Source organism: Streptomyces griseochromogenes (assembly GCF_001542625.1).
In the GTDB taxonomy this organism is placed as follows: Bacteria; Actinomycetota; Actinomycetes; order Streptomycetales; family Streptomycetaceae; genus Streptomyces; species Streptomyces griseochromogenes.
Genome location: NZ_CP016279.1, coordinates 17,701 through 43,795, shown reverse-complemented (window position 1 = coordinate 43,795; position 26,095 = coordinate 17,701). Strand labels below are relative to the sequence as shown.

General features: G+C 71.7%; 28 protein-coding genes and 1 tRNA gene. 12 read left to right on the top strand and 17 right to left on the bottom strand.

The genetic code is table 11. The features are described 5' to 3' along the window. The first annotated feature begins 160 nt into the window (after window positions 1–160). The 5 genes from fabG to nudC all read left to right on the top strand — a co-directional run bounded on the left by fabG (window position 161) and on the right by nudC (window position 4,431). Complete coding sequence (gene fabG / locus AVL59_RS00190; protein WP_067299180.1) at window positions 161–865, top strand: 3-oxoacyl-ACP reductase FabG; 705 nt, start codon at window positions 161–163, stop codon at window positions 863–865. Between the two features lie 67 nt (window positions 866–932). Next, a complete protein-coding gene (locus AVL59_RS00185) occupies window positions 933–2,027 on the top strand; it encodes an NADH:flavin oxidoreductase/NADH oxidase (RefSeq protein WP_067299179.1) in 1,095 nt (364 codons plus the stop codon). Between the two features lie 119 nt (window positions 2,028–2,146). Then, entirely contained in the window at window positions 2,147–2,761 is a 615-nt protein-coding gene (locus tag AVL59_RS50230) for a methylglyoxal synthase (RefSeq protein ID WP_067299178.1), read from the top strand. Between the two features lie 21 nt (window positions 2,762–2,782). Continuing rightward, on the top strand, window positions 2,783–3,499 hold the full coding sequence (locus tag AVL59_RS00175; RefSeq protein WP_067299177.1) for a type 1 glutamine amidotransferase domain-containing protein: 717 nt from the start codon (window positions 2,783–2,785) through the stop codon (window positions 3,497–3,499). Beyond that, on the top strand, window positions 3,499–4,431 hold the full coding sequence (nudC, locus tag AVL59_RS00170; RefSeq protein ID WP_237281402.1) for an NAD(+) diphosphatase: 933 nt from the start codon (window positions 3,499–3,501) through the stop codon (window positions 4,429–4,431). Before AVL59_RS00175 ends, nudC begins: the two co-directional genes overlap by 1 nt. A gap of 72 nt (window positions 4,432–4,503) precedes the next feature. On the opposite strand, the gene AVL59_RS00165 is transcribed toward nudC, so the two are convergent. Further along, on the bottom strand, window positions 4,504–5,274 hold the full coding sequence (locus tag AVL59_RS00165; RefSeq protein ID WP_257785118.1) for a helix-turn-helix transcriptional regulator: 771 nt from the start codon (window positions 5,272–5,274) through the stop codon (window positions 4,504–4,506). Window positions 5,275–5,644: 370 nt separating this feature from the next. Next, window positions 5,645–6,859 (bottom strand): MFS transporter, encoded by a 1,215-nt coding sequence (locus AVL59_RS00160; protein ID WP_067299175.1) that lies wholly within the window; start codon window positions 6,857–6,859, stop codon window positions 5,645–5,647. A gap of 159 nt (window positions 6,860–7,018) precedes the next feature. Between AVL59_RS00160 and AVL59_RS00155 the strand changes: the two genes are divergently transcribed. After that, a complete protein-coding gene (locus AVL59_RS00155; RefSeq protein ID WP_067299174.1) occupies window positions 7,019–7,840 on the top strand; it encodes a helix-turn-helix domain-containing protein in 822 nt (273 codons plus the stop codon). 153 nt (window positions 7,841–7,993) lie between these two features. Here AVL59_RS00155 and AVL59_RS00150 read toward each other — a convergent pair whose 3' ends face one another. From AVL59_RS00150 to AVL59_RS00105, 10 genes are all read right to left on the bottom strand, one after another. Beyond that, on the bottom strand, window positions 7,994–9,100 hold the full coding sequence (locus tag AVL59_RS00150; RefSeq protein WP_067299173.1) for a zinc-binding dehydrogenase: 1,107 nt from the start codon (window positions 9,098–9,100) through the stop codon (window positions 7,994–7,996). Then, window positions 9,097–9,909, bottom strand: coding sequence for a phytanoyl-CoA dioxygenase family protein (locus AVL59_RS00145; protein WP_067299172.1), 813 nt, complete (start codon window positions 9,907–9,909; stop codon window positions 9,097–9,099). Before AVL59_RS00145 ends, AVL59_RS00150 begins: the two co-directional genes overlap by 4 nt. Window positions 9,910–9,983: 74 nt before the next feature. Further along, the gene (locus tag AVL59_RS00140; protein ID WP_067299171.1) at window positions 9,984–10,718 is read right to left on the bottom strand and encodes an SDR family NAD(P)-dependent oxidoreductase; all 735 of its coding nucleotides are present in this window, start codon (window positions 10,716–10,718) and stop codon (window positions 9,984–9,986) included. A 31-nt stretch (window positions 10,719–10,749) separates the two neighbouring features. Continuing rightward, a complete protein-coding gene (gene panD, locus AVL59_RS00135) occupies window positions 10,750–11,166 on the bottom strand; it encodes an aspartate 1-decarboxylase (RefSeq protein WP_067299170.1) in 417 nt (138 codons plus the stop codon). An 80-nt stretch (window positions 11,167–11,246) separates the two neighbouring features. Then, on the bottom strand, window positions 11,247–11,765 hold the full coding sequence (locus tag AVL59_RS00130) for a flavin reductase family protein (RefSeq protein ID WP_067299169.1): 519 nt from the start codon (window positions 11,763–11,765) through the stop codon (window positions 11,247–11,249). Continuing rightward, window positions 11,759–12,949: an acyl-CoA dehydrogenase family protein gene (locus AVL59_RS00125; RefSeq protein ID WP_067299168.1), complete on the bottom strand. Its 1,191-nt coding sequence runs from the start codon at window positions 12,947–12,949 to the stop codon at window positions 11,759–11,761. Before AVL59_RS00125 ends, AVL59_RS00130 begins: the two co-directional genes overlap by 7 nt. A 44-nt stretch (window positions 12,950–12,993) precedes the next feature. Further along, window positions 12,994–14,154, bottom strand: a complete 1,161-nt coding sequence (locus AVL59_RS00120) for an acyl-CoA dehydrogenase family protein (RefSeq protein ID WP_067299167.1) — start codon at window positions 14,152–14,154, stop codon at window positions 12,994–12,996. Beyond that, window positions 14,151–14,414 (bottom strand): acyl carrier protein, encoded by a 264-nt coding sequence (locus AVL59_RS00115; RefSeq protein ID WP_067299166.1) that lies wholly within the window; start codon window positions 14,412–14,414, stop codon window positions 14,151–14,153. The genes AVL59_RS00120 and AVL59_RS00115 overlap by 4 nt, the downstream gene beginning before the upstream one ends. Next, a complete protein-coding gene (locus tag AVL59_RS00110) occupies window positions 14,411–15,985 on the bottom strand; it encodes an amino acid adenylation domain-containing protein (protein ID WP_067299165.1) in 1,575 nt (524 codons plus the stop codon). The genes AVL59_RS00115 and AVL59_RS00110 overlap by 4 nt, the downstream gene beginning before the upstream one ends. Continuing rightward, a complete protein-coding gene (locus AVL59_RS00105) occupies window positions 15,982–16,764 on the bottom strand; it encodes an alpha/beta fold hydrolase (RefSeq protein WP_067299164.1) in 783 nt (260 codons plus the stop codon). Before AVL59_RS00105 ends, AVL59_RS00110 begins: the two co-directional genes overlap by 4 nt. A 565-nt stretch (window positions 16,765–17,329) precedes the next feature. Between AVL59_RS00105 and AVL59_RS00100 the strand changes: the two genes are divergently transcribed. Continuing rightward, on the top strand, window positions 17,330–18,187 hold the full coding sequence (locus AVL59_RS00100) for a LysR family transcriptional regulator (RefSeq protein WP_067299163.1): 858 nt from the start codon (window positions 17,330–17,332) through the stop codon (window positions 18,185–18,187). A 512-nt stretch (window positions 18,188–18,699) separates the two neighbouring features. Here the strand turns inward: AVL59_RS00100 and AVL59_RS00095 are convergent. Then, window positions 18,700–18,772: transfer RNA gene (locus tag AVL59_RS00095), tRNA-Ala, on the bottom strand. Between the two features lie 184 nt (window positions 18,773–18,956). Between AVL59_RS00095 and AVL59_RS00090 the strand changes: the two genes are divergently transcribed. Together AVL59_RS00090 and AVL59_RS00085 are read left to right on the top strand one after the other, a co-directional pair. After that, complete coding sequence (locus AVL59_RS00090) at window positions 18,957–19,505, top strand: helix-turn-helix domain-containing protein (protein ID WP_067299162.1); 549 nt, start codon at window positions 18,957–18,959, stop codon at window positions 19,503–19,505. Between the two features lie 212 nt (window positions 19,506–19,717). Continuing rightward, on the top strand, window positions 19,718–21,229 hold the full coding sequence (locus AVL59_RS00085) for a serine/threonine-protein kinase (RefSeq protein WP_067299161.1): 1,512 nt from the start codon (window positions 19,718–19,720) through the stop codon (window positions 21,227–21,229). On the opposite strand, the gene AVL59_RS00080 is transcribed toward AVL59_RS00085, so the two are convergent. Together AVL59_RS00080 and AVL59_RS53430 are read right to left on the bottom strand one after the other, a co-directional pair. Beyond that, window positions 21,193–22,593: a hypothetical protein gene (locus AVL59_RS00080; protein WP_245383423.1), complete on the bottom strand. Its 1,401-nt coding sequence runs from the start codon at window positions 22,591–22,593 to the stop codon at window positions 21,193–21,195. The genes AVL59_RS00085 and AVL59_RS00080 overlap by 37 nt on opposite strands. Window positions 22,594–22,812: 219 nt before the next feature. Next, window positions 22,813–22,941, bottom strand: coding sequence for a DLW-39 family protein (locus AVL59_RS53430; RefSeq protein WP_003999697.1), 129 nt, complete (start codon window positions 22,939–22,941; stop codon window positions 22,813–22,815). A 348-nt stretch (window positions 22,942–23,289) separates the two neighbouring features. Between AVL59_RS53430 and AVL59_RS00075 the strand changes: the two genes are divergently transcribed. After that, a complete protein-coding gene (locus AVL59_RS00075; protein ID WP_067299160.1) occupies window positions 23,290–23,628 on the top strand; it encodes a DUF6344 domain-containing protein in 339 nt (112 codons plus the stop codon). A gap of 178 nt (window positions 23,629–23,806) precedes the next feature. Further along, a complete protein-coding gene (locus AVL59_RS00070; RefSeq protein WP_067299159.1) occupies window positions 23,807–24,454 on the top strand; it encodes a UTRA domain-containing protein in 648 nt (215 codons plus the stop codon). Between the two features lie 27 nt (window positions 24,455–24,481). On the opposite strand, the gene AVL59_RS00065 is transcribed toward AVL59_RS00070, so the two are convergent. Together AVL59_RS00065 and AVL59_RS53820 are read right to left on the bottom strand one after the other, a co-directional pair. After that, on the bottom strand, window positions 24,482–24,670 hold the full coding sequence (locus AVL59_RS00065; protein WP_067299158.1) for a ferredoxin: 189 nt from the start codon (window positions 24,668–24,670) through the stop codon (window positions 24,482–24,484). A 72-nt stretch (window positions 24,671–24,742) separates the two neighbouring features. Continuing rightward, entirely contained in the window at window positions 24,743–25,240 is a 498-nt protein-coding gene (locus tag AVL59_RS53820) for a hypothetical protein (RefSeq protein ID WP_067299157.1), read from the bottom strand. Window positions 25,241–25,383: 143 nt separating this feature from the next. Here AVL59_RS53820 and AVL59_RS51145 point away from each other — a divergent pair, with 143 nt between their 5' ends. Beyond that, window positions 25,384–25,929: a hypothetical protein gene (locus AVL59_RS51145; RefSeq protein ID WP_067299156.1), complete on the top strand. Its 546-nt coding sequence runs from the start codon at window positions 25,384–25,386 to the stop codon at window positions 25,927–25,929. Window positions 25,930–26,095 lie beyond the last annotated feature (166 nt).

The window sequence follows — 26,095 nt, the reverse complement described above, 5'->3', positions numbered from 1 at the left end:
AACTTGTGGGCCGCGCAAGCCGGATGAACCATCGCGCTCACAACCCGAACTTTCGAAAGTGCGAGTTGTTGATCTTTTCCTCTACTGTCTGTCTTGTCGGCGCGGCGGGGGAGCCATCCGGACGGATGGCGGCCGCGTACGACAGGCAAGGGAGAAAAGTGTGGGACGCTCAGTTCTCATCACCGGCGGGAATCGGGGAATCGGGCTGTCGATCGCCCATGAGTTCGCCGCGGCCGGTGACCGGGTCGCCGTCACGTACCGCTCGGGCGAACCGCCCGAGGGGCTCTTCGGGGTTCGCTGCGATGTGACGAAGGCGGCCGACGTGGAGCGCGCCTTCGCCGAGGTCGAGGCGGAACACGGACCGGTCGAGGTCGTGGTGGCCAATGCCGGGATCACCCGGGACAAGCTGCTGCTGAGGATGGACGAGGACGACTTCGGCGCCGTACTGGAAACCAACCTCGGCGGAGTCTTCAGGGTCGTCAAGCGCGCCTGCCGAGGGATGCTGCGGGCCAGGTCGGGACGGATCGTGCTGATCTCGTCGGTGGTCGGCATGTCGGGTGAGGCAGGCCAGTGCAACTACGCGGCGGCCAAGGCGGGCCTGGTCGGTTTCGGCCGTTCGCTGGCCCGCGAGCTGGGCAGCCGCGGCATCACCGTGAACATCGTGGCGCCGGGCATCGTGGCGACCGACATGACGGCCGTGCTCTCGAAGGAGCGCAGGGACGAGATCTGCGGACACGTCCCGCTGCGGCGGATGGCCGAACCGGGTGAGATCGCCCCGGTCGTACGCTTCGTCGCCTCACCGGAAGCCGCCTACATCACCGGCGCGGTCATTCCCGTCGACGGCGGCCTCGGCATGGGCCATTGAGCCCCGGCCCGGATCACTTTCAGGTCGCGTTCAGCGCCGCTCCAGCGCCATTCCAAGGAGGCCAGACATGAGCAGACTCTTCGAGCCCATCCGACTTCGCAATCTGACCATCCCCAACCGTGTGTGGATGGCTCCCATGTGCCAGTACTCGGCGGCCTCCAGCGGCCCCGAGCTCGGAGTACCCAACGACTGGCACGCCACGCACCTGACCACCCGCGCGGTGGGCGGGGCCGGCCTGATCATGGTCGAGGCCACCGCGGTCAACCCGGAGGGCCGGATCACTCCCGGCTGCCTCGGGCTGTGGAACGACCGCCAGCAGGAGGCGTTCCGGAAGATCAACGACTCGATGCTGGAGCACGGCACCGTTCCGGCGATCCAGCTGGCCCATGCCGGGCGCAAGGCCTCGACGGCGGCGCCCTTCCGCGGCGGGAAGCCGGTCCTCCCGGCCGACGGAGGCTGGCAGACGGTGGGCCCGAGCGCGGTGCCGTTCGGCGACTACCCGGCTCCCGACGAGCTGTCGACACGTGAGATCGCCGGAATCGTCAAGGACTTCGCCCAGGCCGCCAGGCGGGCTCTGCGGGCCGGTTTCCAGGCCGTCGAAGTGCACGGGGCCCATGGCTTCCTGATCAACTCGTTCCTCTCGCCGTACAGCAACAAGCGGACGGACGGCTACGGCGGCTCGTTCGAGAACCGCATCCGGCTCGCCCTGGAGGTCGTGGACGCGGTGGGCGAGGTCTGGCCGGACGACCTCCCGATGTTCTTCCGCACGTCGGCCACCGACTGGCTGAGCGAGGACACCCGGGACGACCGGGAGGGCTGGACCGGCGACGACACGGTGCGGCTGGCCCGGGAACTGGTGGAGCACGGCATCGACCTGCTCGACGTGTCCACCGGAGGCATCGCCCCGGACGCCAGGATCCCGGTCGGTCCCGGCTACCAGGTTCCGCTGGCGGAGCAGGTGCGCAACGAGACCTCGATGCTGGTCGGCGCCGTCGGCAAGATCACCGAGCCGTGGCAGGCCGAGGAGATCCTGGAGGAGGGCAAGGCCGATGTCGTGCTGCTCGGCCGCGAACTGCTCCGCAATCCGTACTGGCCGCAGCATGCCGCGGCCAAGCTCGGCGCCGAGTCGAACTGGCCCGACCCGTACGGCTACGCGGTCTAGGCGGCGCGCGCCGCGGCAGACAGAGGTCGATGAGCACGGCGACCACTTTTCGGGGCCGTGTCCGCCGCCCGGTACGGGCGGCGGACACGGCGCCGACTTCACCAACGGGGGTTTGTGACATGCGAATCGCGCTGATCGCGCATGACGGCATGAAGAATGTGATGGTCGACTGGGTCGGCCGTCAGTACCGCGAGCTCGACCGGCACGAGCTGGTGGCGACCGAGTCCACCGGCACCATGCTGGCGGAGCGGTTCGGGCTGGACGTCCAGCGGGTGGCCAGCGGTCCGCTCGGTGGGGACCAGCAGATCGGCGCGATGATCGTCGATCACCGGGTGGATCTGATGATCTTCTTCTGGGACCCGATGGGACTGCACCCGCACAGCCCCGATGTGCAGGCACTGATGCGGCTGGCGGTCCTCCAGGACATCCCGATGGCGCTGAACCCGGCCAGCGCGGACCGCGTCCTGCGGTCACTGGCCGCGAACGCCCTGCCGGAGAGCGCCGATGCCGCCGCCGGCCGACGGCGGACACCGTCGGTGCGGCCCGGTGCCGTGGGCCGGCGGACGCCGTCGGGGAGCCCCACCGCCTCCCGGACCACGGCCGGACCGACGGTCTCGCGGCGGTCCCCGGCCTCCCGGTGGGCCGAGACGTCCTCGCCCCCTTCGGCTTCACGGCGTGGCCCGTGGGGCGCACGCCGCTCCGACCGCACCCCCACCACCCCCTCCCCTAGGTAGGCCATGACTTCGTCTTCACCCATGTCGTCCCCGTCGTCCCCGTCGTCCCCGTCGTCGCTGAAGGTCCTTCTCGCCCTCACCAGCCATGGCGAGCTGGGCGACACGGGCCGCGGCACCGGGTTCTACGTGCCCGAGGCGGCGCACCCGCACGAGGTCTTCACCAAGGCCGGGTACGAGGTCGACTTCGTCTCCGTGCGCGGCGGTTCGTCGCCGCTGGACGGTGTCGAACCCGGCGACGAGGACTCGGCCCGCTTCCTCGCCGATCCGGAGGTGGCCGCGAAGCTCGCGGACACGCCCACCGCGGACCGGCTCGATCCCGCGGACTACTCCGCCGTGTACTTCGTCGGCGGGCACGGGACGATGTGGGACTTCCCGGATGCCACCGACCTGACCGCCTTCGCGGCGGCGGTGTACGAGCACGGTGGTGTGGTGGCGGCGGTCTGCCACGGCCCGTCCGCGCTGGTGAATCTGCGGCTCTCCGACGGGACGCACCTCGTCGACGGCAAGGAGGTCGCGGTCTTCACCAACGACGAGGAGGAGTCGGTGGGGCTGACCGAGGTGGTGCCCTTCCTCCTGGAGACGCGGCTGACGGAGCGCGGGGCCACGGTCCGCACCGGTCCGATGTGGGCCGAGAACACGGTGGCGGACGCCCGTCTGGTGACCGGTCAGAACCCCGCCTCGGCGGCGCGGGTGGCCGAGCTCACGGTGGCGATACTCGCCTCGGGGACCGAGGCGTAGTGCGGACCGCGGGCGCCGCCGGGATGCCGGAGCCGGCGCTGTCCCGGGCCACGGTGGACCGTGCCGGGGAGCACCGGACGGACGAGGCCTGGCTGAGTGCGGCCTGGCTCCGGGAGGGCACCCGGGTGGTCCTGGTGGCCGAGGACCGCACCCTGGTGGCCGAGGACGGAACCGGGCAGGCCGAGATCGTCCTGCTGCCGGCCTCGGCGGCACCCGACGGCATGCGGTACTTCCTCGGCTCGGACACCGCGGGGGTGGACTACTTCGCCGTCTCGGTGCCCGGCCTGGAGCCCTACCGGGCTCCGGGCGTCCGCGAGGGCGGACTCCGCGAGCTCGGGACGCTCCTGGCCGCCGGGGACGTCGGGCTGCTGGTGCACGCCGTGGCCCTGGACGCCTGGCACCGGACCCACCCGTTCTGCCCCCGTTGCGCACACTCCACCGACATCGCCTTCGGCGGGCACATGAGGCGCTGTCCCTCCTGCGGGACGGAACACTTCCCGCGTACGGACCCGGCGGTGATCATGCTGGTCACCGATGGTGAGGACCGCTGCCTGCTGGCCCGGAACGCGGCGTGGGACGAGGGCCGTTGGTCCGTGCTCGCGGGGTTCGTGGATCCCGGTGAGTCCCTGGAGCAGGCGGTCCGCCGGGAGCTGGTCGAGGAGGTGGGCGTCCGGGCGGAGTCGGTCGAGTACGCCGGGAGCCAGGCGTGGCCCTTCCCCGCGAGCTTGATGATCGGTTTCTTCGGACGGACCACGGATCCGGCGATCACGGTGGACGGCGAGGAGATCGCCCAGGCGCGCTGGTTCTCCCGGGCCGAGCTGCGGGAGGCGATGACCGAGGGAGTGGTGGCGCTGCCCTCCGGTGTGTCGATCGCCCGGATGATGATCGAACACTGGCACGGCGGGCCGCTCCCGCGGACCCCCTCCTGGTGAACCGGGAACGGCCGCCCCGTCGACCGGCGTTGCCCCGGCCCCCTGCGGGGCAACGCCGGTCCTTGCCCGCCGCTACCTGGAGCCCTCGTCCGGCCGCACCGGGATGAGCGAGACCAGCCGCAGATCTCCGTTGCCCAGCGGGGAGGTCATGACGATCTCGATGGTCGTCGGTGTCTCCTGGTCCACCCGGAACAGATCGCGCCGGTTCCCGTCCGCGTGCTCGGCGACCCGATGCTGGCGCCACAGCCGGCGGGCGCATTCGCTGGTGTCGAGGATCTCTTCGACGACCGTGTTCAGACGGGTGTTCTCCGGGTGTCGGGCCTGCGCCATCCGCATCTGGGCCAGCATCGGCCCGGCCCAGTCCTGCTCCCAGTTGTGGAAGCGAATTCGTCTGCCGGTGTCGGGAGCGAACACCTCCTTGGCGATGTTCTGCTCGGCGACCCCGAACGGGAACCATTCACTGAAGGCCCGGTTGTGGTAAATGACGTCCCATGCCGTGTCGGATGCGTAGGCGGGCCAGGGCTGGAGTTCCAGAAGTCGCCGTACTCCGTCGGCGATACCGGCGTCCCGGCAATTCGCGGGGCTCGTCGGCTCCCAGCCGACCGCGTGCAGGAACAGCAGCTTTCGTTCGGCCTCGTCGAGTCTCAGGGCGCAGGAGACACGGTTCAGGAAATCCTCCGAATATTGTGCCGCTCCGCCTCGTTCGAACTTCCCGTACCAGACGCTGCTGACACCGGTCAGCTGAGCCATTTCCTCCTGGCTGACCATCCTTGACCTGGTCTGACGACTCCTCCTCAACTCCGGGACCTGATCCCGGGTGAGGCGTCTGCGCCAGCCCCTCACCAGCGTGGACAGATTGTCCGGTGACACCGGATCATTCGTCACAGGCTATGTCCCCCGTTCGGCCTAACTTGAACGGCCCAGGATACCAATGCCCGGGTTTTCGGTGATTCGGTGAAGCCGGGTGAAAGCGGGAGTGTGACAGAGGCGGGACAGATACTGGTCGCTCTGTAGCAGAACCAGGACGATCACCGGACTCGCCCCTGCCGCCCCGGCCCTTCTTCCAGAAGGACTTCGAATGGCTCCCAGAAGGGAACCTAATATGTAGCTGGGTTCGGAATCCGGCAAGGAATCCTTACGGCAGGCCGGTCTCCCGAACTCCGAGCGCCTGTTCGCAGGGATCGGGCGCCGGACTGGTGACGACGCGGGCGGGTCAGCTCCGGTAACGGGCGCGGCCCACAGCGGCGGCCACGGTCAGTGGGACGGTGAGGACCGCGGCCGTCAGGAACATACCCCGGTAAGCGTGGTGTTCCGCGGGCCCGGCGGCGAAGGCACTGGCCAGGGCGCTGCCGACGTAGAGAGCCACGCCGAACATCGCGACGCCGGTGGCGCGGGCGGCCGGAGCCAGCGTGGTGGCCCAGGACTGGATCGTGGAATGCATGAACGACCAGCCACCACCGAGCAGCAGAGCGCACCCCACCAGCGCGGGCACGGACCGGCTGGCCGCAGCGAAGCCGAACGCCACCGCCATCTGCGCCCCGCCGACCACGATCAGCCGCACCGGCGTCCAGCGCCCGACCAGCCGCTTGACCATCTGCGCCGCGGCCATCGAGCCCACGCCGTACAGCGCGGACACCGCACCGGCCAGCGTCGCCGAGGCTCCCTGGGCCTCCAGCGCCGGCGCGATGTAGGTCAGGAAGCCCAGCAGTACGGCGCCTTCGAGCATCGCGACGGCCATGACGTACCACTGCCAGCGGGAACTCAGGACGACCTTGAACGGGGCGAGCAGCGCGCCAGGTGCCGCGCGCGGCGGTTCCGGAAGTCGGCGCAGGGCGACGACCAGGTAGGCGGCGATCAAACCGGGCAGGGCGAAGACCAGCCGCCAACTGATGTAGTGCGCCAGTGCCCCGGCGACGACGGTGGCCACGGCGGTGCCCAGCGCGAACGCGGTCATCAGCTCGCTGAGGGGGCGCTGGCGGACCGCGGCGGGCACGGTGTCCCCGACGTACGTGATGGATGCGGCGATGGACGCGGCGAAGAACGCGCCGGCCGCGACGCGCGCCACGATCAGCACCGTCGCGCCGGGCGCGATCACCGAACAGAGCGCGGCGACGGCGGCCCCGGTCAGCGAGATCCGCATGACCCGCACCCGGCCCAGCCGGTCGCTCGCCAGGCCCCAGACCGGCTGCATCAGCCCGTAGGCGAGGAAATAGCCGCTGGCGGCGAGCATCACCGTGGTCAGCGGCACGCCGAGCCGGCTGCCGATGAGCAGCAGCATCGGGGTGATGCAGAAGCGGTCGAAGTTGCTGACGAAACCGGCTGCGCGCAGCAGACGCAGCGAGGCGGCGGGCATCGGCGGGGCGGCCGGGCCGATGGCGGCAGCCGGAGGGGGTGCGGGAGTGGTGCGGGGTGAGTCGGCGGTGTCCATGGGGCTCCTTGTGTCGTGCTCGCGGTGCTGTCGGACCGGCCGATCCAGCCCATCACCGCGGCCCACCGGGGTGACCCCGTAGCCGATTACCCTTGCTCACACCCTGGGCACGGTGCGATGCCCCAGGAGCAGGCCGGCGGTGCAGTGAGGAGTGGGGGCGTGAGCGGCAGCGAACCCGGTGGCCCGCGCCGCGAACTGGGCGCGTTTCTGCGCTCCCGCCGCGAGCGGCTGGCGCCCGCCGACGTGGGGCTGCCCGGCTCACGGCGGCGCCGTACCCCAGGGCTGCGGCGCGAGGAAGTCGCCGGGCTGGCCGGGGTCAGCAGTTCCTGGTACGCGTGGCTGGAGCAGGGACGGGTCCGTACGTCGGAGCAGGTGCTGCGGTCCGTGGCGCGGGCGCTGCGGCTGAACGCGGACGAGACCGCGCATGTGCTGTCGTTCGTGGAGCACGCCGGGCCGGCCGAGCGACCGCCGGGGTGGGTGTCGCGGAATCTGCTGTCGCTCGTGGAGTCGCTGGCGCCGAACCCGGCCGTGGTGCTCGATCCGCACTGGGATCTGCTGGCCTGGAACTCGGGCTACACGGCACTGCTCACCGACCCGGCGCGGCTGGCACCCAAGCAGCGCAATCTGCTGTGGCTGGTGTTCCGCTGGCCGCCGGCCCGTACGCTGCTGGCCAGTTGGGAGCCGGAGGCGCGGAGTCTGCTCGGACAGTTCCGGGCGAAGGCGGCCCGGCATCCGGAGGACGGCCGCTATGCGGAGATCACCGAGGAGCTGCTGGCCGACCCGGACGCGGTCCGCTGGCACGGCCGCCGGGAGACCTCGGCGTTCCATCCCGCCGTACGCCATTTCCGGCACCCGGTGGCCGGTGATCTGCGGCTGCGGTACGTCAAGCTCGCCGCCGTGGACGAGCCGGGCCACCACCTGCTGGCCTACCTTCCCGACGACAAGGCGACGGAGGAGGCGCTGGGGGCGCTCGCCGGGTGAGCCGGTGCCTGTCCGGGCGCCGGGTGAGCGGGCGAGCGGGCAGCGGTAGCGGCCCGACCGCGCCGGAAGGCTGCTGTCGGGCCGCTGCCTTCACCGTCACCGGCGCACCGCGGGGGTCGGTGCGTCAGGAGGTGAGCATCAGGAGACGAGGTGTCAGGACGTGAGCACCGCCTTCATCACCGACCCGTCGGCGACCGCGGTGAGCGCGTCGGCGTGCTGCTCCAGCGGGAACGGCGTCACCAGGCTCGCCAGGTCGAACCGGCTGGTGAGGGCCGGCAACAGGCGGACGTATTCGACGAGGTGGGCGCCTGTGAAGGCCCAGGAGCCGATGACGTCGAGCTGCCGGTGGACGATCTGGTGCGGGTTGATCAGGGTGTCCCCGGCATCCGTGTACTGGCCGATGATCAGGTAGCTGCCGCCCCGGCGGGCCAGGGTGAGGCCCTGTCCGACGGCGGCCGGCACTCCGGCGCACTCGATCACCAGGTCGGCGCCGTCCCCTCCGGTGGCGGCCCGTACCTCGCGCAGGACCTCGGTGGGGTCGGCGGCGTCGGCGATGTTCAGGTGGACGTCACCGATGCCGGCCGCGGCGGCCCGGTCCAGCCGGCCGGCCGGGCCGCCGACGACGACGACCTTGGCGGCACCGGCCAGCTGCGCGAACGCGGCCGCTGCCAGCCCGACCGGGCCGCTGCCCTGCACGACGACGGTCTCGCCCAACCGCACCGGCCGCCTCTCGTACAACGCGTGTGCCACGGTGGGCCCGGCGCAGGCCAGTGACATGGCGGCGAGCGGGTCGGTGCCGTCGGGAACCTTGATCACGGTGGTGCCGGGTTGCAGCACGATGTGGTCGGCCCAGGCCCCCGAGAGTTCCGGGCCGTCGGTGAGGGCGCGGTTGACGCCGTAGGTGCGGCGCCGCTCGCACAGGGTCGGTTCGCGGTGCAGCCGGCAGGGCGGGCAGACGCCGCAGGCGATGGAGGAGGCCCACATCACCGTGTCGCCGACCGCGAGCGGGGTCCCGGCGGCGTCCTGGTGGGTTCCGGCGCCCAGCTCCTCTATGACACCGAGCCCTTCGTGGCCGAGCACGAGCGGGACGGGGATGTCCAGGTGGCCCTGTTGCAGATGCAGGTCCGTGCCGCAGACGCCGCCGTATCCGCAGGCGACGACCATGCCCCCGTCGGGGGCCGCGGGCAGCGGGAACTCCCGCAGTCGCAGTGGCTCGGCGAACTCCTCCAGGACGACGGCGCGTCCGGTGCGCTCGGTCATGCCGTCACCGTGCTCAGGGTCTGGGAGAACGGGGCCGCCAGCGGGCGCAGCGGCTCGGTGTCGCGGCACACCACGTAGTCCGGGCGGGGTTCGCCCGTGGGCCGCGGCAGGTTGGCGGTGTCGTTGTAGGTGGCGATCAGCAGCCGGCGGGCGAACGGCGACATGTTGGGGGACGAACCGTGCACGATCTCCGGGGAGAACAGCACGACGGAGCCGGCCGGGCCCTTGGGGCTGGTCATGCCGTGCCGGTCGACGTGTTCGGCGAGGTGCTGCGGCGACAGTGAGATGTCGTCGGGGTCGAGGTGCTGCTCGGACCTGGCGGCGGCCGAGCGGCCCTCGTGGACGAGTCCGCCCTGGTGCGAGCCCGGCAGGAAGATGACCGGGCCGTTGAACTCGGTGACATCGTCGAGGAAGACGCCGATGTTGACCTGGCGCGGAGCGGGCAGGTTGTCGGCGAGCCGCCAGGCGAGGAAGTCCTGGTGCCAGGCCCACTTGTCGCCGCCGAACGCCGGCTTGGCGTTGATCTTGAACTGGTAGAGGTAGACGTCCTCGGTGAGCAGCTGCTGGACAGGCTCCAGGATGCGCGGGTCGCGGATCAGACCGGCGAACTCGGGCTGGCGCTGGTGTGAGGAGTAGACCGCGCGTACCTCCGTGCCGCCGTCCTCGGTCACCACCTGTGGGCCGGGGACCTTCCCGTCGCGCTCGAAGGCGGCGCGAAGACTCTCCACCTCCTGCGGGTCGAGGAGGGATTCGAGCATGAGGAACCCCTGCTGGTGGTACTGGTCGGCCTGTTGCTGGGTCAGTCGCATGCGCTTCTTCTCCTGAGAGGTGAGGGAATCCGTCGGGGCGCACCGGTGGGCGTGGGCGGACCGGTGGTGGGGGGTCATCCCATGAAGTGGCCGCCATCGACGATGAGTTGTTGTCCCGTGACATAGCCGCTGCGCGCGGTCACCAGGAATTCGAGGGCATCGGCCATGTCCTCGGCCGTGCCGAGCCGGCCGCCGGGGATGGTGTCCAGGACGGCGGCCAGCCGCTGCGGGTCATCGAGGCGGTAGCGCTCGGTGACCTCTTCGGTGTCGGTGAATCCGGGCAGCAGGGCGTTCACCCTGATGTGCGGAGCGAGTTCGAGGGCCAGGCACTTGGTGAGCTGGAGCAGGCCCGCCTTGCTCGCGCAGTAGTTGGCGCCGTTCGCACGGGGCCGGATCGCCGTGGTGGAGGCGACGTTGACGATGCTGCCGCCGCCCGCCTCCGCCATCGCGGGTGCAAGGGCTCGGGTGAGGTGGAAGGGACCGGAGAGGTTGGTGGCGAGCACGGTGTCCCAGTCCTCGGCGGTCATCGACAGGAACGGCCGGTCGCGGTTCACTCCGGCGTTGTTGACCAGCACGGACGGTGCGCCGTACGCGCCGGTGATCTCGTCGCAGACCGCCCGGATCTCCTCGGGCCGGGCGAGGTCGCAGCGCAGCGTCTCGATCCGGCCGTCGCCGGCCTTCGCGGTCTCCTGTGCGGCCCGGTCGTCACCGCGGTAGAGGGCGATCACCTGGTGGCCGAGGGCGGCGAGCCTGAGGCTCAGTGTCCGTCCGATGCCGCGGGTGCCGCCGCTGACCACGGAGATCGTCATGGCATCTCCCTGAAATGGCGTGTCCGGGCGCTCAGCCGGCGACGAGGTCGCCACGCTGAAGGCCCGAGCCCTCGGGTGCCTCGGCCGGGTCGCCGCCCAGGCCCGAAACGGCGTTGTGTTCGTCGACGAAGACGACGTTGGGGACGAAGGAGGCGGCCTCGGCGTCCGTCATGGAGGCGTAGGCGATGAGGATGACGAGGTCGCCGGGGCTGATGAGGCGGGCCGCGGCGCCGTTGATGCCGATGACGCCGGAGCCGGCCGGGCCTTCGATGACGTAGGTGGACAGCCGGGCCCCGTTGTCGATGTCGACGATGTCGACCTTCTCGCCGGCCATCAGGTCGGCGGCCTTCATGAGGTCGGAGTCGACGGTCACCGAGCCGACGTAGTGCAGCTCGGCCTGGGTGACGGTGGCGCGGTGGATCTTCGACTTCATCAGGGTGCGGTACATGCGGATTCCTCACAGGTGGTGGGGGCGTGTGGTGGTGGGGCGCGACCACGGGTGGGGCCGGCCGGCGGGGCGCGGCCCGGTCAGGCCGGCCAGGTGGCGTAGCGGCGCATGCCGTACAGCAGAGGCGGCTCTTCGCCGGCCGGGGCGTGGGTCCGGGTGTGCAGCACCTCGCCGATCACGATGGTGTGATCGGCGGCCGGGATGAGCCGGGTGACCCGGCACTCGGCGGTGGCGTGCGCGTCCTCGGTCAGCACCGGAAGGCCGGTGGTGGGCGCGGGCTGCCAGGAGACGGTGCCGAACCGTTCGGCGGCCGGCCCGGCGAACGCCTCGGCGGCGCGCTGCCCGGCACTGTGCAGGAGGTTGACGGTGAAGGCCCCGCGGGCGGCCAGGACCGGGAGGGTGCTCCCGTTGTTGCCCGCGCACACCAGCAGCTGCGGCGGGTCGAGGGAGAGCGAGCACAGGGCGGTGCAGGTGAAACCGTACGGCGTGCCCTGCGCATCGGCGGTGGCGATGACGGCGACGCCGCTGGGGTGGGAGCCCATCAGGGCCCGGAAGGCGTCGCGGGTCGCCACGAGTTCGTCCTGGACGGGGGTCACCATGCGAACGCCCTGGCGTCATAGAGGTTGACGCCGACCGCGGCCTTGCCCAGGTATTCCAGGCACTCCTGCGGCTTGGCGGGCATCACATGGGCGAACTGGGCCTCGCGGATCAGCCGCTCCAGCGGGTGGCTGCGGCTGACGGCGGCGGAGCCGCACAGCCTCAGCGCGTCCTGGGCGAGCTGCGGTCCGGCCTCGCCGACGACGTACTTGGCGGCGTGCACCATGGCGTTGGCCTCCAGGCTGCCGCGCTCGGCGGTGACGAGGTCACCGGCCTCGTGCACCAGGGCGCGGGCGGCTCGCAGCCGGGCGGACATCCGGCCCAGCTCCTGCTGCACCACAGGCGAGTCGGCGCGGGCGGGGGAGGCGGTGACATGGTCGACGGTGTGCCTGAAGAGGGCCTCGGCGATGCCGAGGTAGGCGCCGGTGTACCCGGCGACCATCCAGTGCGGTTCGCGCACGACCTTGAACAGGGACATGCCCTCGACGCCGAGGTAGAGGCGGGAGCGGGGCACCCGGACCTCGTCCAGCGTCATCGGGGCGGTGCTGGTGCCGTACATCGCCGACATGTGCTGCACGGTGCCGAAGCTCACGCCGGGGTCGTCGGCGGCGACGACGAAGTGCGAGGCCTCGCCGGTGTCCTCGGCGCCGCTCTCGGCGGCGGCCGCGACGACGTAGTAGTCGGCGGCGCCGGCCAGCGACACGAAGGACTTCTTGCCGCTCAGGATGTAGTGCGTGCCGTCGTCGGAGAGCCGGTAACGGGTCTGCATCCCGCGGAGTTTGGCGCCGCGGCCCGCCTCGGAGGTGGCGGAGGCGAACAGCTTGCGCCCGTTCACGACCTCGTCCAGCATCCAGGCGCGGAACGTCTCGGCGGCCGGGGGCAACCGGGTGCCGGCGGCATCGGCGAGCGCGCCGATGACGACGTGGTGCATGTTGAAGCCGAGGGCGGCGGCGCCGTTGTGCGCGCCGAGTTCGGCCAGTACCCGCCAGTAGTCGCCGAAGCCCAGGCCGGCACCGCCCGCTTCCTGGGGGACGAGCAGGGCGAGCAGACCGGACTCGCGCAGGATGCGGTAGGTCTCGTGGCCGTTGTCGCGTCCGGCGTCGGTGTCGGCGGCGAGCGGGGCGAGCCGGTCGCCCGTCTCCGCCGCGAGTTTGAGGAGGTCGTCGAGTTGGGTCGGCAGCGTCATCGAAGTCCTTGGAGTCGGTGGGCGGCCGGTCGGGTCTCGACCGGTCAGTTCTCGACGGGCAGGCCGAGTTGCCGTGCGACACCCACACGCAGCAGGTCGTTCGGACCGGCGTAGGTGAGGGCCGCCATGGGGCCGGCCAGGTCGGCGGCGAGTTCGGAGTCGGGGAGGAAGGCACGGACGCCGGACAGCGCGGTGGCGTGCTCGGTCATCCGTACGTAGTCCTCGGAGACGGAGATCTTGGTGAGGGCCGCTTCGGCGGCCAGCTGCCGGGCGGGCGTGCCGGCGTCGAGCCGGGCGGCCATCGCGTAGAGCTGGACGCGGGAGCGGTGCAGCGCCAGGGCCATGTCGCTGACCCGGGCCGCGACCTGGTGACTCGCTCCCATACGGCGGCCGAAGTGGTCGCGGTCCGCGGCCCAGTCGACGGTACGGGTCACGAGGCGCTGCATCGGGCCGAGGGCGTAACCGAGGATGACGGAGCGTTCCCAGGCGGTGGTGGAGGCCATCACCGCAAGTCCGGAGCCCTCCTCGCCGAGCAGCGCGCTCCCCGGCAGCCGGGCGCCCTCGAAGAGGAGCTCCCCCATCGGCACGGTGGGCAGTGCGGTCTTGGTGAAGGTCTCGCCGCGGCGGATCCCCGGCAGGTCGAGCGGGAAGAGGAACGCGGACAGTGCGAACGGCGAGCGTCCCTCGGCGGTACGGGCGAAGACGATCGCCCGGTCGGCCACGGGGGCGGCGGTGATGAACGTCTTGGCGCCGTCGAGCACGAAGCCGTCTCCGTCGCGCCGGGCGCGGGTCCGCATGGAGAACGGGTCGCTGCCGCCGCCGCGTTCGGTCAGCGCGTGGCACAGCAGCACCCGGCCCTGCTGGACGTCGGCCACCGCGCGCCAGGCGTCGGCGCCGAGGGCGTCCCGGAGCGGGAACTGCATCCCGAAGATCTGCGAGGCCAGCGCGTAGCACAGCCCCGGGTCGGCGCCGGCCAGACCGATGCCCTCGATCATGGCGAGTGAGCGGGTGACCGGGCCGGGTGCCGTGGCGTCCGGCGAGGCGAGCCGGAGCACACCGAGGTCGGCCATGGCCTGCCACTGGGCGGTGAAGTCCTTGTCCGCGATCCGCTCGACCACCGGTGCGGCGAGGTCACGGTAGGTGTCGACGAGCTGTTCGGTCTCCGGTGCGCCGGTGCGCAGCGCCGCAGTGGCCGCCAGGCTCATTTGCGGCCCTCGCCGGAGAGGTTCTCGATGGCGTCCCAAAGAGCCCTGGGGCTGCGGAAGTTGGCGGCGACGATCTCGGTGTCGGGCAGGGCGACACCGGCTTCCTTGTGGAGCGCCGCGACGATCTCCATGATCGCCAGCGAGTCGACGAGGCCCATCTCGAGCAGCGGGGTGTCGGCGTCGAGGGAGCCGGCGTCCTCGCCGCGTCCCCAGGTGATACGGCTGCCGATGAGGGTGCAGAGTTCTTCGACGCTGTTCATACGGTGATCTCCTTCGGAAGTGCGGGGCCGGCGGTGCGGTCGTCGGTGTCGCTCAGGGCGCGGCGGTCGACCTTCCCGCTGGTGGTGGTGGGCAGGGTGGTGAGCGGAACGACCCGGTCGGGAAGCATCCGCTTGGGCAGCACGTCGCGCAGGGCGGCCAGGACCTCCCGCTCGGTGGCGTCGGTCTGTGCGTAGGCCCAGATCTGGCCGGAGTACGGGCCGTCCTTGGCGACGACCGCGGCGGTGGCCACCTGCGGCAGCTCCAGGACGGCGTTCTCCACGTCCATCAGGTCGATACGGTGGCCCCGCCGCTTGACCTGGTTGTCGCGCCGGCCCCGCAGGAAGACCCGGCCGTCGGACGTGATCCGGCCGAGGTCGCCGCTGGCGTAGGCGCGGCGGGCCACGCCGTCACGGCAGGTGACCGTGACGGTGGGGTCGTCGAGTGCGCCGCCGCGCAGATAGCCCTGGAAGACGACGGGTCCGGCGATGTGGATCTCGCCTTCGCCGTCGGTGCGCCGGCCGTCCCCGTCGAGCACTTCGATGTGGACGCCGCCGATACCGCGGCCGATGGGCAGCTCCTGGTCGGCGGTCCAGTCGGCCGGCACCCGGTAGTAGGTGCAGGCGTTCGTCTCGGTGGGCCCGTACAGGTTGTAGAAGGGCACCCCGTCCAGCAGCCCCAGATACCGTTCCAGCAGTTCGGGGGCGAACGCCTCTCCGCCGAAGGCCGCGATACGCAGGGCCGGCGGCGGGGCGTCGGCGATGCCGCCCTGCTGGAGCATGTTGTGGTAGAGGGACGGCACGGCCATGAAGGCGGTGATGCGCTGCTCGGTCAGCCATCCGACGACATCGCGCGGGAAGGCCCGCAGCACGTCCGGCATGAGGACCGTGCAGGCCCCTGCTGCGGCGGCGCTGAACAGGTCGAAGGTGGTCAGGTCGAAGGTGAGGGCGGCCTGCGAGCCGATCCGGTCCTGCGGAGTGAGGCCGAACTCGCCGGCGGCCCACAGCGCGTAGTGCGCGACGTTCTCGTGCGAGAGCAGAACGCCCTTGGGCCAGCCGGTGCTGCCGGAGGTGAAGAGGATGTAGCCGCCGGAGTCGGTGGGCGCGGGCAGCGGCACGGGCCGTTCCTCGGCGGCGAGGATCCGCACCCAGTGCAGGCCGTGCTCCAGGGGGCCCTCATCGGCCGGCGCACCGTCGCGGGCGCGGGTGGCGGCGCGGTGGGCCCCGGCCAGGGAGCGGTCACAGGTCAGCAGCAGGGACAGCCCCGCGTTGCGGATCATGCGGGCAGTACGTTCCGGCGGGTCGGCCACGTCGAGAGGCGCGGTCACCGCGCCGGCCCGCAGCACCGCGTACAGGGCGATGACGGTGGCCGGGGTCTTGGGGGCATAGACGCCGACCCGGTCGCCCGGGGCGACGCCGGCGGCGGTCAGCCTGTCCGCCAACGCGTCGACGGCGCGGTCGAGTCGGGCGTACGTCCAGCTCTCACCGGCCCCCTCCAGGGCGGTCCGGTCGGGGTGCGCCTGCGCGGAGCGGGCCAGCAGGGCGTCGAGGCGGACGGGGGCCTGCGCGGTCATCGGGCGGCCTCCACGGACCGGGCGTGCCCGGTCTGCTCGGCGAGAAAGGCGCAGACGGTGTCGGTGACCAGATCCGGGCACACCAGATAGGGGTAGTGGTCGCACCCCTCGGGGACCAGGCGCCCGAACGGGCCGCTGACCGCGCGCTCGACGGCGTCGACCTGGGCCATGGAGCCGTACTCGTCCGCGTCGCCCTGGATCACCAGCACCGGCGCGGTGACGTCGAGGTCGTTCTCGATGGACCAGCTGCGGAAGGCGGGCGAGAGCCAGACGCCGCTCCAGCGGTCGAAGACCCCCCGGGGGTCGTCGTGCACCATGGCCATCTTCTTGGCGAGCGGGCCCGCGTCGTAGGAGGCGCGGGCATTCTCGATGCCGATGCGGTTCTCGTCCTCGAAGTACATGTGCGGGCCCATCCCGACGACCGCTTCGACGGGGTGCGCCGAGGCATACAGCAGGGCGATGGAGGCGCCGTCGCTGTGGCCGACCAGGACGGGGCGGTGCATGCCCAGCGCAGCCAGCAGTTCGGGCAGCACGTCCTGGGCGTGCTCGTGCATGTAGCGCGGGGTACGGGGCAGCGGGTCGGGACCGCTGCCGCCGTTGCCGTGGCGGGAATAGACCAGTGCGCGGCGCCCGGTGGCGGCGGCCAGCCGGGCGGGAAAGCGCCCCCAGGCCGCGAGACAGCCAAGTCCGCCGTGCAGGAAGACCAGAGGTGCCAGGTCCGGGTCTCCGTCGATGACGACATGTTCAAGGGGACCGTTGCTCGTATTGATTACAGGCACAGCAAAAATCCTTCTCAGTGATCTACGGCAGCAGAACGGGAATTTCCGGAAAGCCCGACCAGAATCACCCCGCGACGGCCTGCCGCGGCGCGGGACGGAATTGATGGACAGGCCGGAAAGCCGTCGGCGACAATAGTTGAGGAGATAACTTTCGAGAGGATGGCGGCCATCGACATAAAATCGACACAAGGCCAACACATCGCATTACATCGGATCACCCGTGCCACACCCCACGCCACCGATGGGCGACGCGGTCGACAACTGGTCTACGAAGGGTCCTCAGCAGCCGTGAAGAAAGCAGATTGAGGCACGGGCACCTCTGTGGCAGCCCGGCCGACCACGGGTCCCTTGACCTTCCCCTTGGCCGATTCCTGCGCTATGCCGATTGACGGCGCGCACCAACGCTCCCTGCACGTTACCCCCGTAACACATGACTGCACACCAGCGGCGTCGGCTATCGGCCCATGCTTCCCGGGCACTCCGTCCGCTCGGCTATACCCAGAACACTAGACACTGGGCAGGGGGTGGAGAAATTATTTCGCTGAACCACCTATACACTCGACGAATGAACATCGATCTCCGTCACCTGCGCTGCTTTCTGGCCGTGGCCGAGGAAGGAGGCTTCACGGCTGCCGGCCGCCGCCTGCATCTCACCCAGCCGACCCTGACCCGCAACATCAGGACTCTCGAGGAGTCCCTGGGCGTGAGGCTTTTCGAACGCAGCACACGCAGAACGGAGCTGACCGACAAAGGCAAGATCCTGCGGGAGGCCGTCACCCCGCTGTTGCGCCAGCTCGACTCGACGCTGGGGGATTTACAGAAAGGGGAGAAACTGCGCATCGGGTTCAGCTGGGGACTGCCCGAGGGATTGTCGCGACTCGCCGCCCGGTTCGGCGAGGAGACCGGAGTCGGAGTCGAATTCATCCGCTGCGACACCCCCCAGGCCGGACTCGACACCGGCGAGGCACATCTGGCCCTGCTGCGCAGCGCGCCCCTGCCGAAGGGACTGCGCGGCGTCCTCCTCTTCGAGGAGTCCCGTATCGCGGCTGTCCCCGCGAGCTGGCAGCTGGCCGAACGCACCGAACTCGACTGGGCCGAACTCGCCGGCCTGCCGCTGGTCGTCAACACCGTCAGCGGCACCACCTTCCCCGACATGTGGCCCGACGGCAGCCGGCCAGTGGTCGGCGCCGAATGCCGCAACTTCGACGAATGGCTGGAAAAGGTGGCCGTCGGCCTCGGTGTGGGCACTGCTCCGGTCTCCGCCGCCCGCCGCTACATGCACCCCGGCGTCCGCCTTGTCCCGCTGACCGGCGCACCCACCGTGCCTGCCTATCTCGCCCACCCCTCGCACGGTGCCCACCCTCAAGCCGCGCGCTTCGCCGACCAGACCTGGCGGGCGGCCGACGAGCTGCAGCACGCGTAGGAGGCACCGACTGTGTGCAACGGCCCGTCGTCGGCTGGCGCGACTCCATGTCCTGACCGATACCCGCCGGGCCCGCTCCAGGGCGATTCCACGGTCCCAGCAGTCATGGATCCGCGCCGGCCACGGCAGCGCGACGAGGTGTTTCCCGCCCGGTGCACACGCAAGCCGGTCGGCGGCCAGGACGCATGGCGACAGCACAGGAATGCCGCCGCGCTGGTGGCCGGTCTCGATGTACGGCATCCCGGGCGCACTCTCACGCTCCTCCTCGGCCGGCTCCCGGAAGGCCGGCTGCCCCAAGAGACCGTCCATCGTGGCGCCGCACTCGGCCGCGAGCACCGGCGAACGCCGCGTTACCAGGGGATCCACAGGGGAGATGCGCTGCCCCGAAACCCCACGAACACGGGCCTCCGCACACGTGTGTCAGCACCACCGTGCTGACACACCAACACGGAAAACCGGCGCAAAAAGACCCCTCCAACCGCGTTTCCGCAGGTCAGAGGGGTCTCACAGAGTGGAGCCTAGGGGAGTCGAACCCCTGACATCCGCCATGCAAAGACGGCGCTCTACCAACTGAGCTAAGGCCCCGTGAGGGAAGCGGCAGCCGTGAGTAGCGCGTACTCCGGCTCGTGCCGCAGACCAGAGTACCGGGTCACCCCCCGTATCCCGCAAAAAGATTGGGGGTCCCCGTGGATGACCACTCTCCGTAAGATGCTCGACATGGTTCGCTACAGCGAACCGCGGTATTTAGGGGAAGCGATGGGGAGACGCAATGGACGCCGCACAGCAGGAAGCCACCGCGAGAGCGCGGGAGCTGCAGCGGAACTGGTACGGGGAGCCGCTGGGGGCGCTCTTCCGTAAGCTCATCGAAGATCTCGGGCTCAACCAGGCCCGTCTCGCGGCGGTCCTGGGCCTGTCCGCTCCGATGCTGTCGCAGCTGATGAGCGGCCAGCGAGCCAAGATCGGCAATCCCGCCGTGGTCCAGCGGGTGCAGCTGCTTCAGGAGCTGGCGGCGCAGGTCGCGGACGGCAGCGTCAGCGCGGCCGAGGCCACCGACCGCATGGACGAGATCAAGAAGTCACAGGGGGGATCCGTGCTCAGCAACACCACGCAGACGACGAGCAGTTCTGGGGCGCCGACGGTCAAGCGCGTGGTGCGCGAGATCCAGTCGCTGCTGCGCTCGGTGGCCGCCGCCGGCGACATCATCGACGCTGCCGACACTCTCGCCCCGACCCACCCCGAGCTGGCAGAGTTCCTCCGGGTCTACGGCGCCGGCCGCACCTCCGACGCGGTCGCGCACTACCAGTCCCACCAGAACTGACCCCGGGGCCCGGTTCCGCGAAGGGGTCCGGGGGCCGGGCCGAGGGGGAACCGCCCGTTCGAGGCGGGCGGGCGGGGTCGTATCACTCATCCAGGGGAAGCCAGGGGAAGCGGGGGAATCAGGGGAAGAGAGGGAACAAGGGGAAGGGGGAACAGGGGGAACAGGGGGAACAGCGGGAAACGAGGGGCTAGGGGGAGGAGCGGCGGACTGCCATGGGTGAGGTCTTCGCCGGCCGGTACGAGCTGGCCGACCCGATCGGGCGTGGCGGCGTGGGCGCCGTATGGCGCGCCTGGGACCACCGTCGGCGGCGCTATGTGGCCGCCAAGGTGCTCCAGCAGCGCGACGCGCACTCGCTGTTGCGCTTCGTACGGGAGCAGGCCCTGCGCATCGATCACCCCCATGTCCTCGCTCCGGCCAGCTGGGCCGCCGACGATGACCAGGTCCTGTTCACCATGGACCTGGTCGGGGGCGGCTCGCTGGTGCACCTCGTCGGCGACTACGGGCCGCTGCCGCCGGCGTTCGTGTGCACCCTGCTCGACCAGCTCCTGTCGGGGCTTGCCGCGGTCCACGCGGAGGGCGTCGTACACCGGGACATCAAGCCCGCCAACGTGCTGCTCGAAGCCACCGGCACCGGGCGGCCGCGGCTCAGGCTGTCCGACTTCGGCATCGCCATGCGGTTCGGTGAGCCCCGCCTGACGGAGACCAACCTCGTGGTGGGCACGCCCGGTTATCTGGCACCCGAGCAGATGCTGGGGTCAGAACCGGACTTCCCCGCCGACCTGTTCGCCGTGGGGCTGGTCGCCCTGTATCTGCTGGAGGGCGCCAAGCCGGACGCCAAGGCCCTCGTGCAGTACTTCGCGGAGCACGGAACACCCGGTCCGCCCAAGGGCGTTCCCGAGCCGCTGTGGCAAGTGGTCGCCACCCTGCTCCAGCCCGATCCGGCGGCCCGGTTCCGTACGGCCACGGGAGCACGCAAGGCACTCGCCTCGGCCGCGGAACTCCTTCCGGAGCCCGGACCCGACGACGAACTGATCGAGGTCTTCGACCAACTCGGGCCGCTGCCGCCCGGGTTCGGGCCCGAAGGTCCCCTTGAGCGCGCTTCCGGAGTGCGGGAGGGACCATCGGCCCCGGGCACCCGCGAACCCGGCACCGGCGGCACCGGGAACACGGCGGAGCCCGCCTCCGCCGCCGTACCCCCCGATCCCCGGCTGGGCGGCGACGGGGCGCGTCACTCCACGCCCTCCGCCCCGGCGGACCCGTCTTCCTCCACGCCGAACATGCCGGACATGTCGGACACCGGGAGCTTTCACCTTCTGCCCCCGCAGCCGTACACCCCCGCCTCCGCGCACGAGGCAGGGCTGCAGGCGCCGCACGGCGCGCACCCCGCCGAACAGCCGCCCACACCCGCCACCGGGCCTGCCGTCTTCTCCCCGCACGCCCCCACGGATCCGCGGCCGTACGCCGCCTGGCACCCCGCCCCGGCGGCCCCGCCGCTCCCGGTGCCGCAGGCACTGCCGCGCGCCGAGGCCTCCACCGCTTCGTACACGGCTCAGGATCCCCGGGTTCGCCCTGCGGCGCGGCCCGCCGGGCCGGGCCCCGCCCACGGCCGCCGGGCCCGTCGTGCGAGCCGCCGTCCCGGCCCGCCGGCGAAGGCGGCGATCCCGATCCTGCTGCTGGCGCTGGCCTGTTACGCCGTGGGCTTCTGGGCGCTGACCCGCGTCTGAGCCCGCCGGCCCGCCACCGTCCACACGCCGAGCACGAGCAGCAGCGCGGTCCCGGTGCCGATCCCGCCGACCGCCAGGGCCACCATCGCGGAGCCACCGCCCGCGCCGCTCCCGCCGCTCCCGCCGCTCCCGATGACCGCCGCCGCCCGGTCCTGCTCCGTGACCGTGAAGACGTCGTCCGGCACGGGCCGCCCGGCGTATGCGGGCCCACCGTGCGCCTGCCCGGCGATCCGCACCCGTAGCGTCACCGCGAACGGCCCGGTCCCGAACGTCTGGGTCATCCGCTCGCTGAGATGCACCACCAGGTAGTAGTCGCCGGCGAAGCGGACCGCTCGCTGCCCGCCCAGCACCGCGTACCGGTTGGCGTACTCCACGGGCGGCGGCGGGGCGAGGGCGGCGGACTTCTGGGTGCCGGTGTAGCCGGGGGAGGCGTCGTCGACGAGTCCGCGGACGGGGTTGTAGAGCGACAGGTTCAGGGCGCCGCCGACATATCCGTGGCCCTGGGCGACGGCGCCGAGTTCGGCGACGGCCTGCGGCTCGCGGCCCCAGTCGACCGGCACCTTGTAGAAAACGGTCTGGCCGGGGGTGAGGTCGGTCCGCCAGACCCCTTGGCCCAGCGGGCGGGCCGTGGCGAAGCCGGCGCCGCCGGGCCGGCGGCGGGGTTCTCCGGCGAGGGGCTCGGGCGAGGCGGAGTCCCGGGTCCCGGGCGCGGTGGTGGGCCCGGCCTTGGCCAGGGGCGGTTCCGTGACGGGCGCGATCTCCAGGTCCCAGGGCTGTGCCGCGCCCGAGTCGGCGGTGCCCCCGGAGTCGAGGCGTTCCACCAGGACGTAGTACGTCCCCTTCCCCTGGCACAGCGTTCCGTCCGTCTCGCGCTGCGCGACGGCGGTGAGGGGACGGGGGCTGAGTGCGGCGCCGAAGCGTGCGGAGGCGTAGGGGCAGGAGCCGCCGTGCGCGTCCTGGACCGAGACGCGGATGCCGTCGGTGGAGGTGACGGTGGCGTGGGCCGGGGGTACGGCGGTGACGGGGACGTACGCCGTGGTCGTGGCGGCGAGGTCCAGGCGGTAGTAGAGCTTGCCGTTCCTCGGGAGGGAGCTGCGGTAGGTACGGCCGGGTTCCAGGCGTGCGGCGCCGGTGGTGCTCGCGGCACCCGTGACCGGCCGGGCGTCCGGCGCGAAGTCGTACGTCCCGTCCTGGATGCCGGCCGCCGTCCCGCCCGGCAGGACTGCGGCGGCGCACACCACGGCGGCCACGGCCGCGACCCGGACCGCGGCGTCCGCCGGCCGCCGGATCCGCCACCACCACGTCGTACGCCCTCGCCCCCGCACGTGCCGCCCCCTGTCGCTGCGCTCCCGGCCTTGGCCCATCCTTCCCCGAGCGCCCCTGAGCCATCCGTGGAATCCGTACGGCCGTCCGAAACTCCCGTCCCGTCCGTCCTCATGTCACCGGTACAGCGCGGAGCGTGTACACCACCCGCCCGAAGCCGGCAACACGACGCGGGGCCACGGACCCGTGGGGCCGTCCGGGGAACACAAAACCCCGACCGCTTGGGCGGTCGGGGTCTGAATCAGATTCTGGATCGGTACTCACGAACCCGTGGGCACGGAGTCAGTCGCCTCCGTCCACAGGTCCTGCTCGGCGCGATCCGCCTGGATCTGGCGGTACACGAGGAGCCCGCCGATGGCGGCCAGTGCGACCAGGAGCAGCTTCTTCACCGCGCGACCTCGTCTTTCCTTGACGTAGGGGACCTCTGGCGCCCGACTATACACACCGACCGATATCGATCGGTGACCTGCGTCGGGCCCCAACTCCGGCCTCCGACAGCGCGATAGACCAGGTCGGAGCCGTTCCGATCGGAGGGTGATCACACCTCCACGGACCGTGACTTTGCTCCCTCTTCGCTCACGCTCACCTGGCTTTGGTGCTTTTCCGACCTTCTTGCGCCCATCCGAGTGGTGTTGATCTGAACATCGACGCGCCGCGGGCGTCGGTCCACCACTTCGCGACCCCCATACACATCATGAACAAAGTACGCAAATCGCCCGACCCGAAAGTGAGGGGCCATGACCCAGAACAAGGTCATGAAGCTGTGGACCGCCATCGTCACCGCCTTCGTCGCGCTGTTCACGGCGCTCGGACTCATCGCCACGACCGACGCGGCCGCCGCCGCCCGGCCCGAGACCACGGGCAAGAGCATCGAGCACCGCACGGCCGCGGCCTTCCCGGCGACGAACCACAGGACCTGGTCCCATGCCAGAGCCCTTCTGCCCCCCACGATGAAGCAGCGGATCCGGGCCGAGGCCCACGGAAAGTCCCCCAGTTGCCGGCACCGCCCCCTCGCCGAGACACCGGCCGAGACGGACGCCACGCACCACCAGTCCACAGCCCCCCTCGACTGCTGAGCACGCGGCAGCACGCAGGACCGCGGACGTTTCGACACGGCGACTTGCGTACGCACCAGTCGACACGGAAAGACCCCCGGCCGGGTTCGGCCGGGGGTCTCGCGCTGTTGGGGGGACCCGCGCCGGCCACCTCCGTTCCGACTCGCCGGCCCGGATCGACCAGTCGTAGCCTGGACAGGTGCCCAAGGCCTACGAGCAGATCGCGGACGACGGGCGGCACGGGCGCGACACATTCCTACGGCGTCCCCGCACCCGGGTGGTGCGCGACAGCCGGCGCCACCAGTGGGAGAAGAGCCGGGCCCTCGAGCCCTCGGTCACACGGGCCGAGACCGGTGCCACGGAGCACGACACCGGCCTGGCGGCGACCGACCTCGTCTTCTCCGCCCGGTACCGCACGGTCGAAGCACCCACCACGCTGGCCGAGGCCTTCGGTGTGCCGGTGGGCACGGTGCTCCTGGAGCGCAGCTACCGGACACGGCACGCCGCGGAGGCGGCCCCCTTCAGCCTCGTGACCTCGTATCTCCTGTACGCCATGGTGGCGGCCAACCCCGATCTGCTGGACGCCTCCCACGAGCCCTGGCCCGGCGGCACCCACCACCAGCTCTCCACGGTGGGGGTGGAGATCGACCGCATCGAGGAACGGTTCAGCGCGCGGGCGCCCACCACGCGGGAGGCACGGGCACTGGGGCTGCCGGAGCGGTCGGCGGTGATCCTGCTCCGCAAGACGTCGTACGACACCTACGGCCGGGTCGTGGACGTCTGCGACGTCGTGCTGCCCGGCGACCGTACCGAGCTGCTCTTCACCACCTGCCTGGAGAGGTGGTGAGCGGGCCCGTCCCGCCGGGAACCGGGCTCACCGGGTGAGAACGATGGCCTGTGAGGGGCACTTCTCGGCCGCTTCCCGCACCTGTGGATCGTCTCCGGCCCCCTCCTGGCCGGACCGGACGAGCCCGTACCCGTCCTCGAACCCGAACACGGACGGGGCCCGGTGCGCGCACTCGGCGGAGCCGTAGCACGCGGCGCGGTCGACCGAGACCTTCATACGCCCTCCAGTCGTCGATGACTTCCAGGACGTGACTGCCCGGCGGACCGAGCGCCGAACCGGACGGGGCCGTCAGCGGTCCGCCGGCGACCCCGGCTCTCGGCCGCCGGCGGTCGAGAGCCAGTGGGCGACGCGGCGGACCATGGGCTCGTCGAGCCGTTCGACCAGGGCGCGCACCGCGTCCTCGTCCTCGGGTGAGAGGTCGTACAGACCCGCCTTGCCCAGACCGGCCATGAGCACCTGGTGCCGGCGGTCCGACATCCGTTCCGCGAGTCTGGCCGGCTCCTCGGGGCGCCGCGGGGACGACCGCCGGGAGGGGGCGGGGGCGGCCGGCCGGCCGGCCGCGGTGTCGAACCGCTGCCAGGCGCCGTCCCGCGGGCCCCACAGAGCGACCGTCACCTCGTCGCCGCGCGCCCGTACCGTCTGGGCCATGTCTCCCACGGCGTACAGCACGGGGGCCCGGTCGGGGGACTCCGCGCCCACCCGCCAGGAGGCCTGTGCCGGATGGTAGAACATCGCGACCCAGCGGGGCACACCGGTCGGTTGCGGGCATTCGGGATGCTTCACCATGCACTCACCCCTTCGGGAACTGCCGGGGAGCAGACCATAACTGACGATCCGTCAGTTTTCCAGCGGGTGGCCCTGGCCTCTTCACGGCCGGCGTGACACCCTGCCCGCGCCCGGCCCCGGACACCCCCGCAGGGAGACCGAAGATGAGCGGACTCGAAGAGGCAGTGTCAGCGAGCGCGACGCCGGCGGCGGCTTCGGCGGCGCTGCGAAAGATCCACGCCGAGCGTGCGCGCCGAGCCTACGAGCGTGCCGCCGCCGCCTGCCGGCATGCCGGCGTCGCCCAGGGCGACGCCCAGCTCGTGCCGACGAGTCCCGTCGGCAGGGCCGCGGGCGCGCTGCGCCTGTCGGCCGGGTCCATCGCCGCGCTGGCCTCGAACGAGCCCGATCCCGCGGCGGACGCCCGCTGTGCCCGCAACGCCGCCGCGGCGGCCGCTCTGGCCGCCCAGGTGGCCGCGGCCCGGGACGCCGAAGCCGAAACCGGCACCACGACCGCCGACACCGGCGCCGTCACCGCCTCCGTCTCGGCCCTGCGGGCCGCTCTGGCCGCCTCCCAGGCCGCGGCGGCCGCCGCGACAGCGACGGCGCGGGGCAGGGACGCGTCCTTGAACGCCGCCGCCGACGAGGCCGAGCGGCGCGCGGCCGCGGCGGCGCGCGCGGCGGGGTGGGTCTCCCAGGGGACCGGGGCGTAGGGTCACCGGCCCGCCCGGCACCGGTCCCTCCCCTCGTGGGGACCGGTACCGGACGGGGCAGGTGATCTCGTCCCGTGCCGTGTCGGCAAATCGGCACGGGCCGAAGCGGCCGGGCGTCGAAGGGGACCGGGCCCGTGGCCGGACCGGTCACCTGTCGCCGATGTCC

Bases quoted from the DNA above. Each gene is read 5' to 3' on its own strand.
- AVL59_RS00185 (WP_067299179.1), top strand. From the start codon at position 933: ATGAGCAGACTCTTCGAGCCCATCCGACTTCGCAATCTGACCATCCCC.
- AVL59_RS00150 (WP_067299173.1), bottom strand. From the start codon at position 9,100: ATGACCGAGCGCACCGGACGCGCCGTCGTCCTGGAGGAGTTCGCCGAG.
- panD (WP_067299170.1), bottom strand. From the start codon at position 11,166: ATGTACCGCACCCTGATGAAGTCGAAGATCCACCGCGCCACCGTCACC.
- AVL59_RS00080 (WP_245383423.1), bottom strand. From the start codon at position 22,593: ATGGGCCAAGGCCGGGAGCGCAGCGACAGGGGGCGGCACGTGCGGGGG.
- AVL59_RS00140 (WP_067299171.1), bottom strand. From the start codon at position 10,718: ATGACGATCTCCGTGGTCAGCGGCGGCACCCGCGGCATCGGACGGACA.
- AVL59_RS00085 (WP_067299161.1), top strand. From the start codon at position 19,718: ATGGGTGAGGTCTTCGCCGGCCGGTACGAGCTGGCCGACCCGATCGGG.
- AVL59_RS51145 (WP_067299156.1), top strand. From the start codon at position 25,384: ATGAGCGGACTCGAAGAGGCAGTGTCAGCGAGCGCGACGCCGGCGGCG.
- AVL59_RS00110 (WP_067299165.1), bottom strand. From the start codon at position 15,985: ATGACCGCGCAGGCCCCCGTCCGCCTCGACGCCCTGCTGGCCCGCTCC.
- AVL59_RS00090 (WP_067299162.1), top strand. From the start codon at position 18,957: ATGGACGCCGCACAGCAGGAAGCCACCGCGAGAGCGCGGGAGCTGCAG.
- AVL59_RS50230 (WP_067299178.1), top strand. From the start codon at position 2,147: ATGCGAATCGCGCTGATCGCGCATGACGGCATGAAGAATGTGATGGTC.
- AVL59_RS53820 (WP_067299157.1), bottom strand. From the start codon at position 25,240: ATGGTGAAGCATCCCGAATGCCCGCAACCGACCGGTGTGCCCCGCTGG.
- AVL59_RS00120 (WP_067299167.1), bottom strand. From the start codon at position 14,154: ATGAGCCTGGCGGCCACTGCGGCGCTGCGCACCGGCGCACCGGAGACC.
- AVL59_RS00145 (WP_067299172.1), bottom strand. From the start codon at position 9,909: ATGCGACTGACCCAGCAACAGGCCGACCAGTACCACCAGCAGGGGTTC.
- AVL59_RS00160 (WP_067299175.1), bottom strand. From the start codon at position 6,859: ATGGACACCGCCGACTCACCCCGCACCACTCCCGCACCCCCTCCGGCT.
- AVL59_RS00075 (WP_067299160.1), top strand. From the start codon at position 23,290: ATGACCCAGAACAAGGTCATGAAGCTGTGGACCGCCATCGTCACCGCC.
- AVL59_RS00115 (WP_067299166.1), bottom strand. From the start codon at position 14,414: ATGAACAGCGTCGAAGAACTCTGCACCCTCATCGGCAGCCGTATCACC.
- AVL59_RS00100 (WP_067299163.1), top strand. From the start codon at position 17,330: ATGAACATCGATCTCCGTCACCTGCGCTGCTTTCTGGCCGTGGCCGAG.
- AVL59_RS00065 (WP_067299158.1), bottom strand. From the start codon at position 24,670: ATGAAGGTCTCGGTCGACCGCGCCGCGTGCTACGGCTCCGCCGAGTGC.
- AVL59_RS00175 (WP_067299177.1), top strand. From the start codon at position 2,783: ATGTCGTCCCCGTCGTCCCCGTCGTCCCCGTCGTCGCTGAAGGTCCTT.
- AVL59_RS00125 (WP_067299168.1), bottom strand. From the start codon at position 12,949: ATGACGCTGCCGACCCAACTCGACGACCTCCTCAAACTCGCGGCGGAG.
- AVL59_RS00130 (WP_067299169.1), bottom strand. From the start codon at position 11,765: ATGGTGACCCCCGTCCAGGACGAACTCGTGGCGACCCGCGACGCCTTC.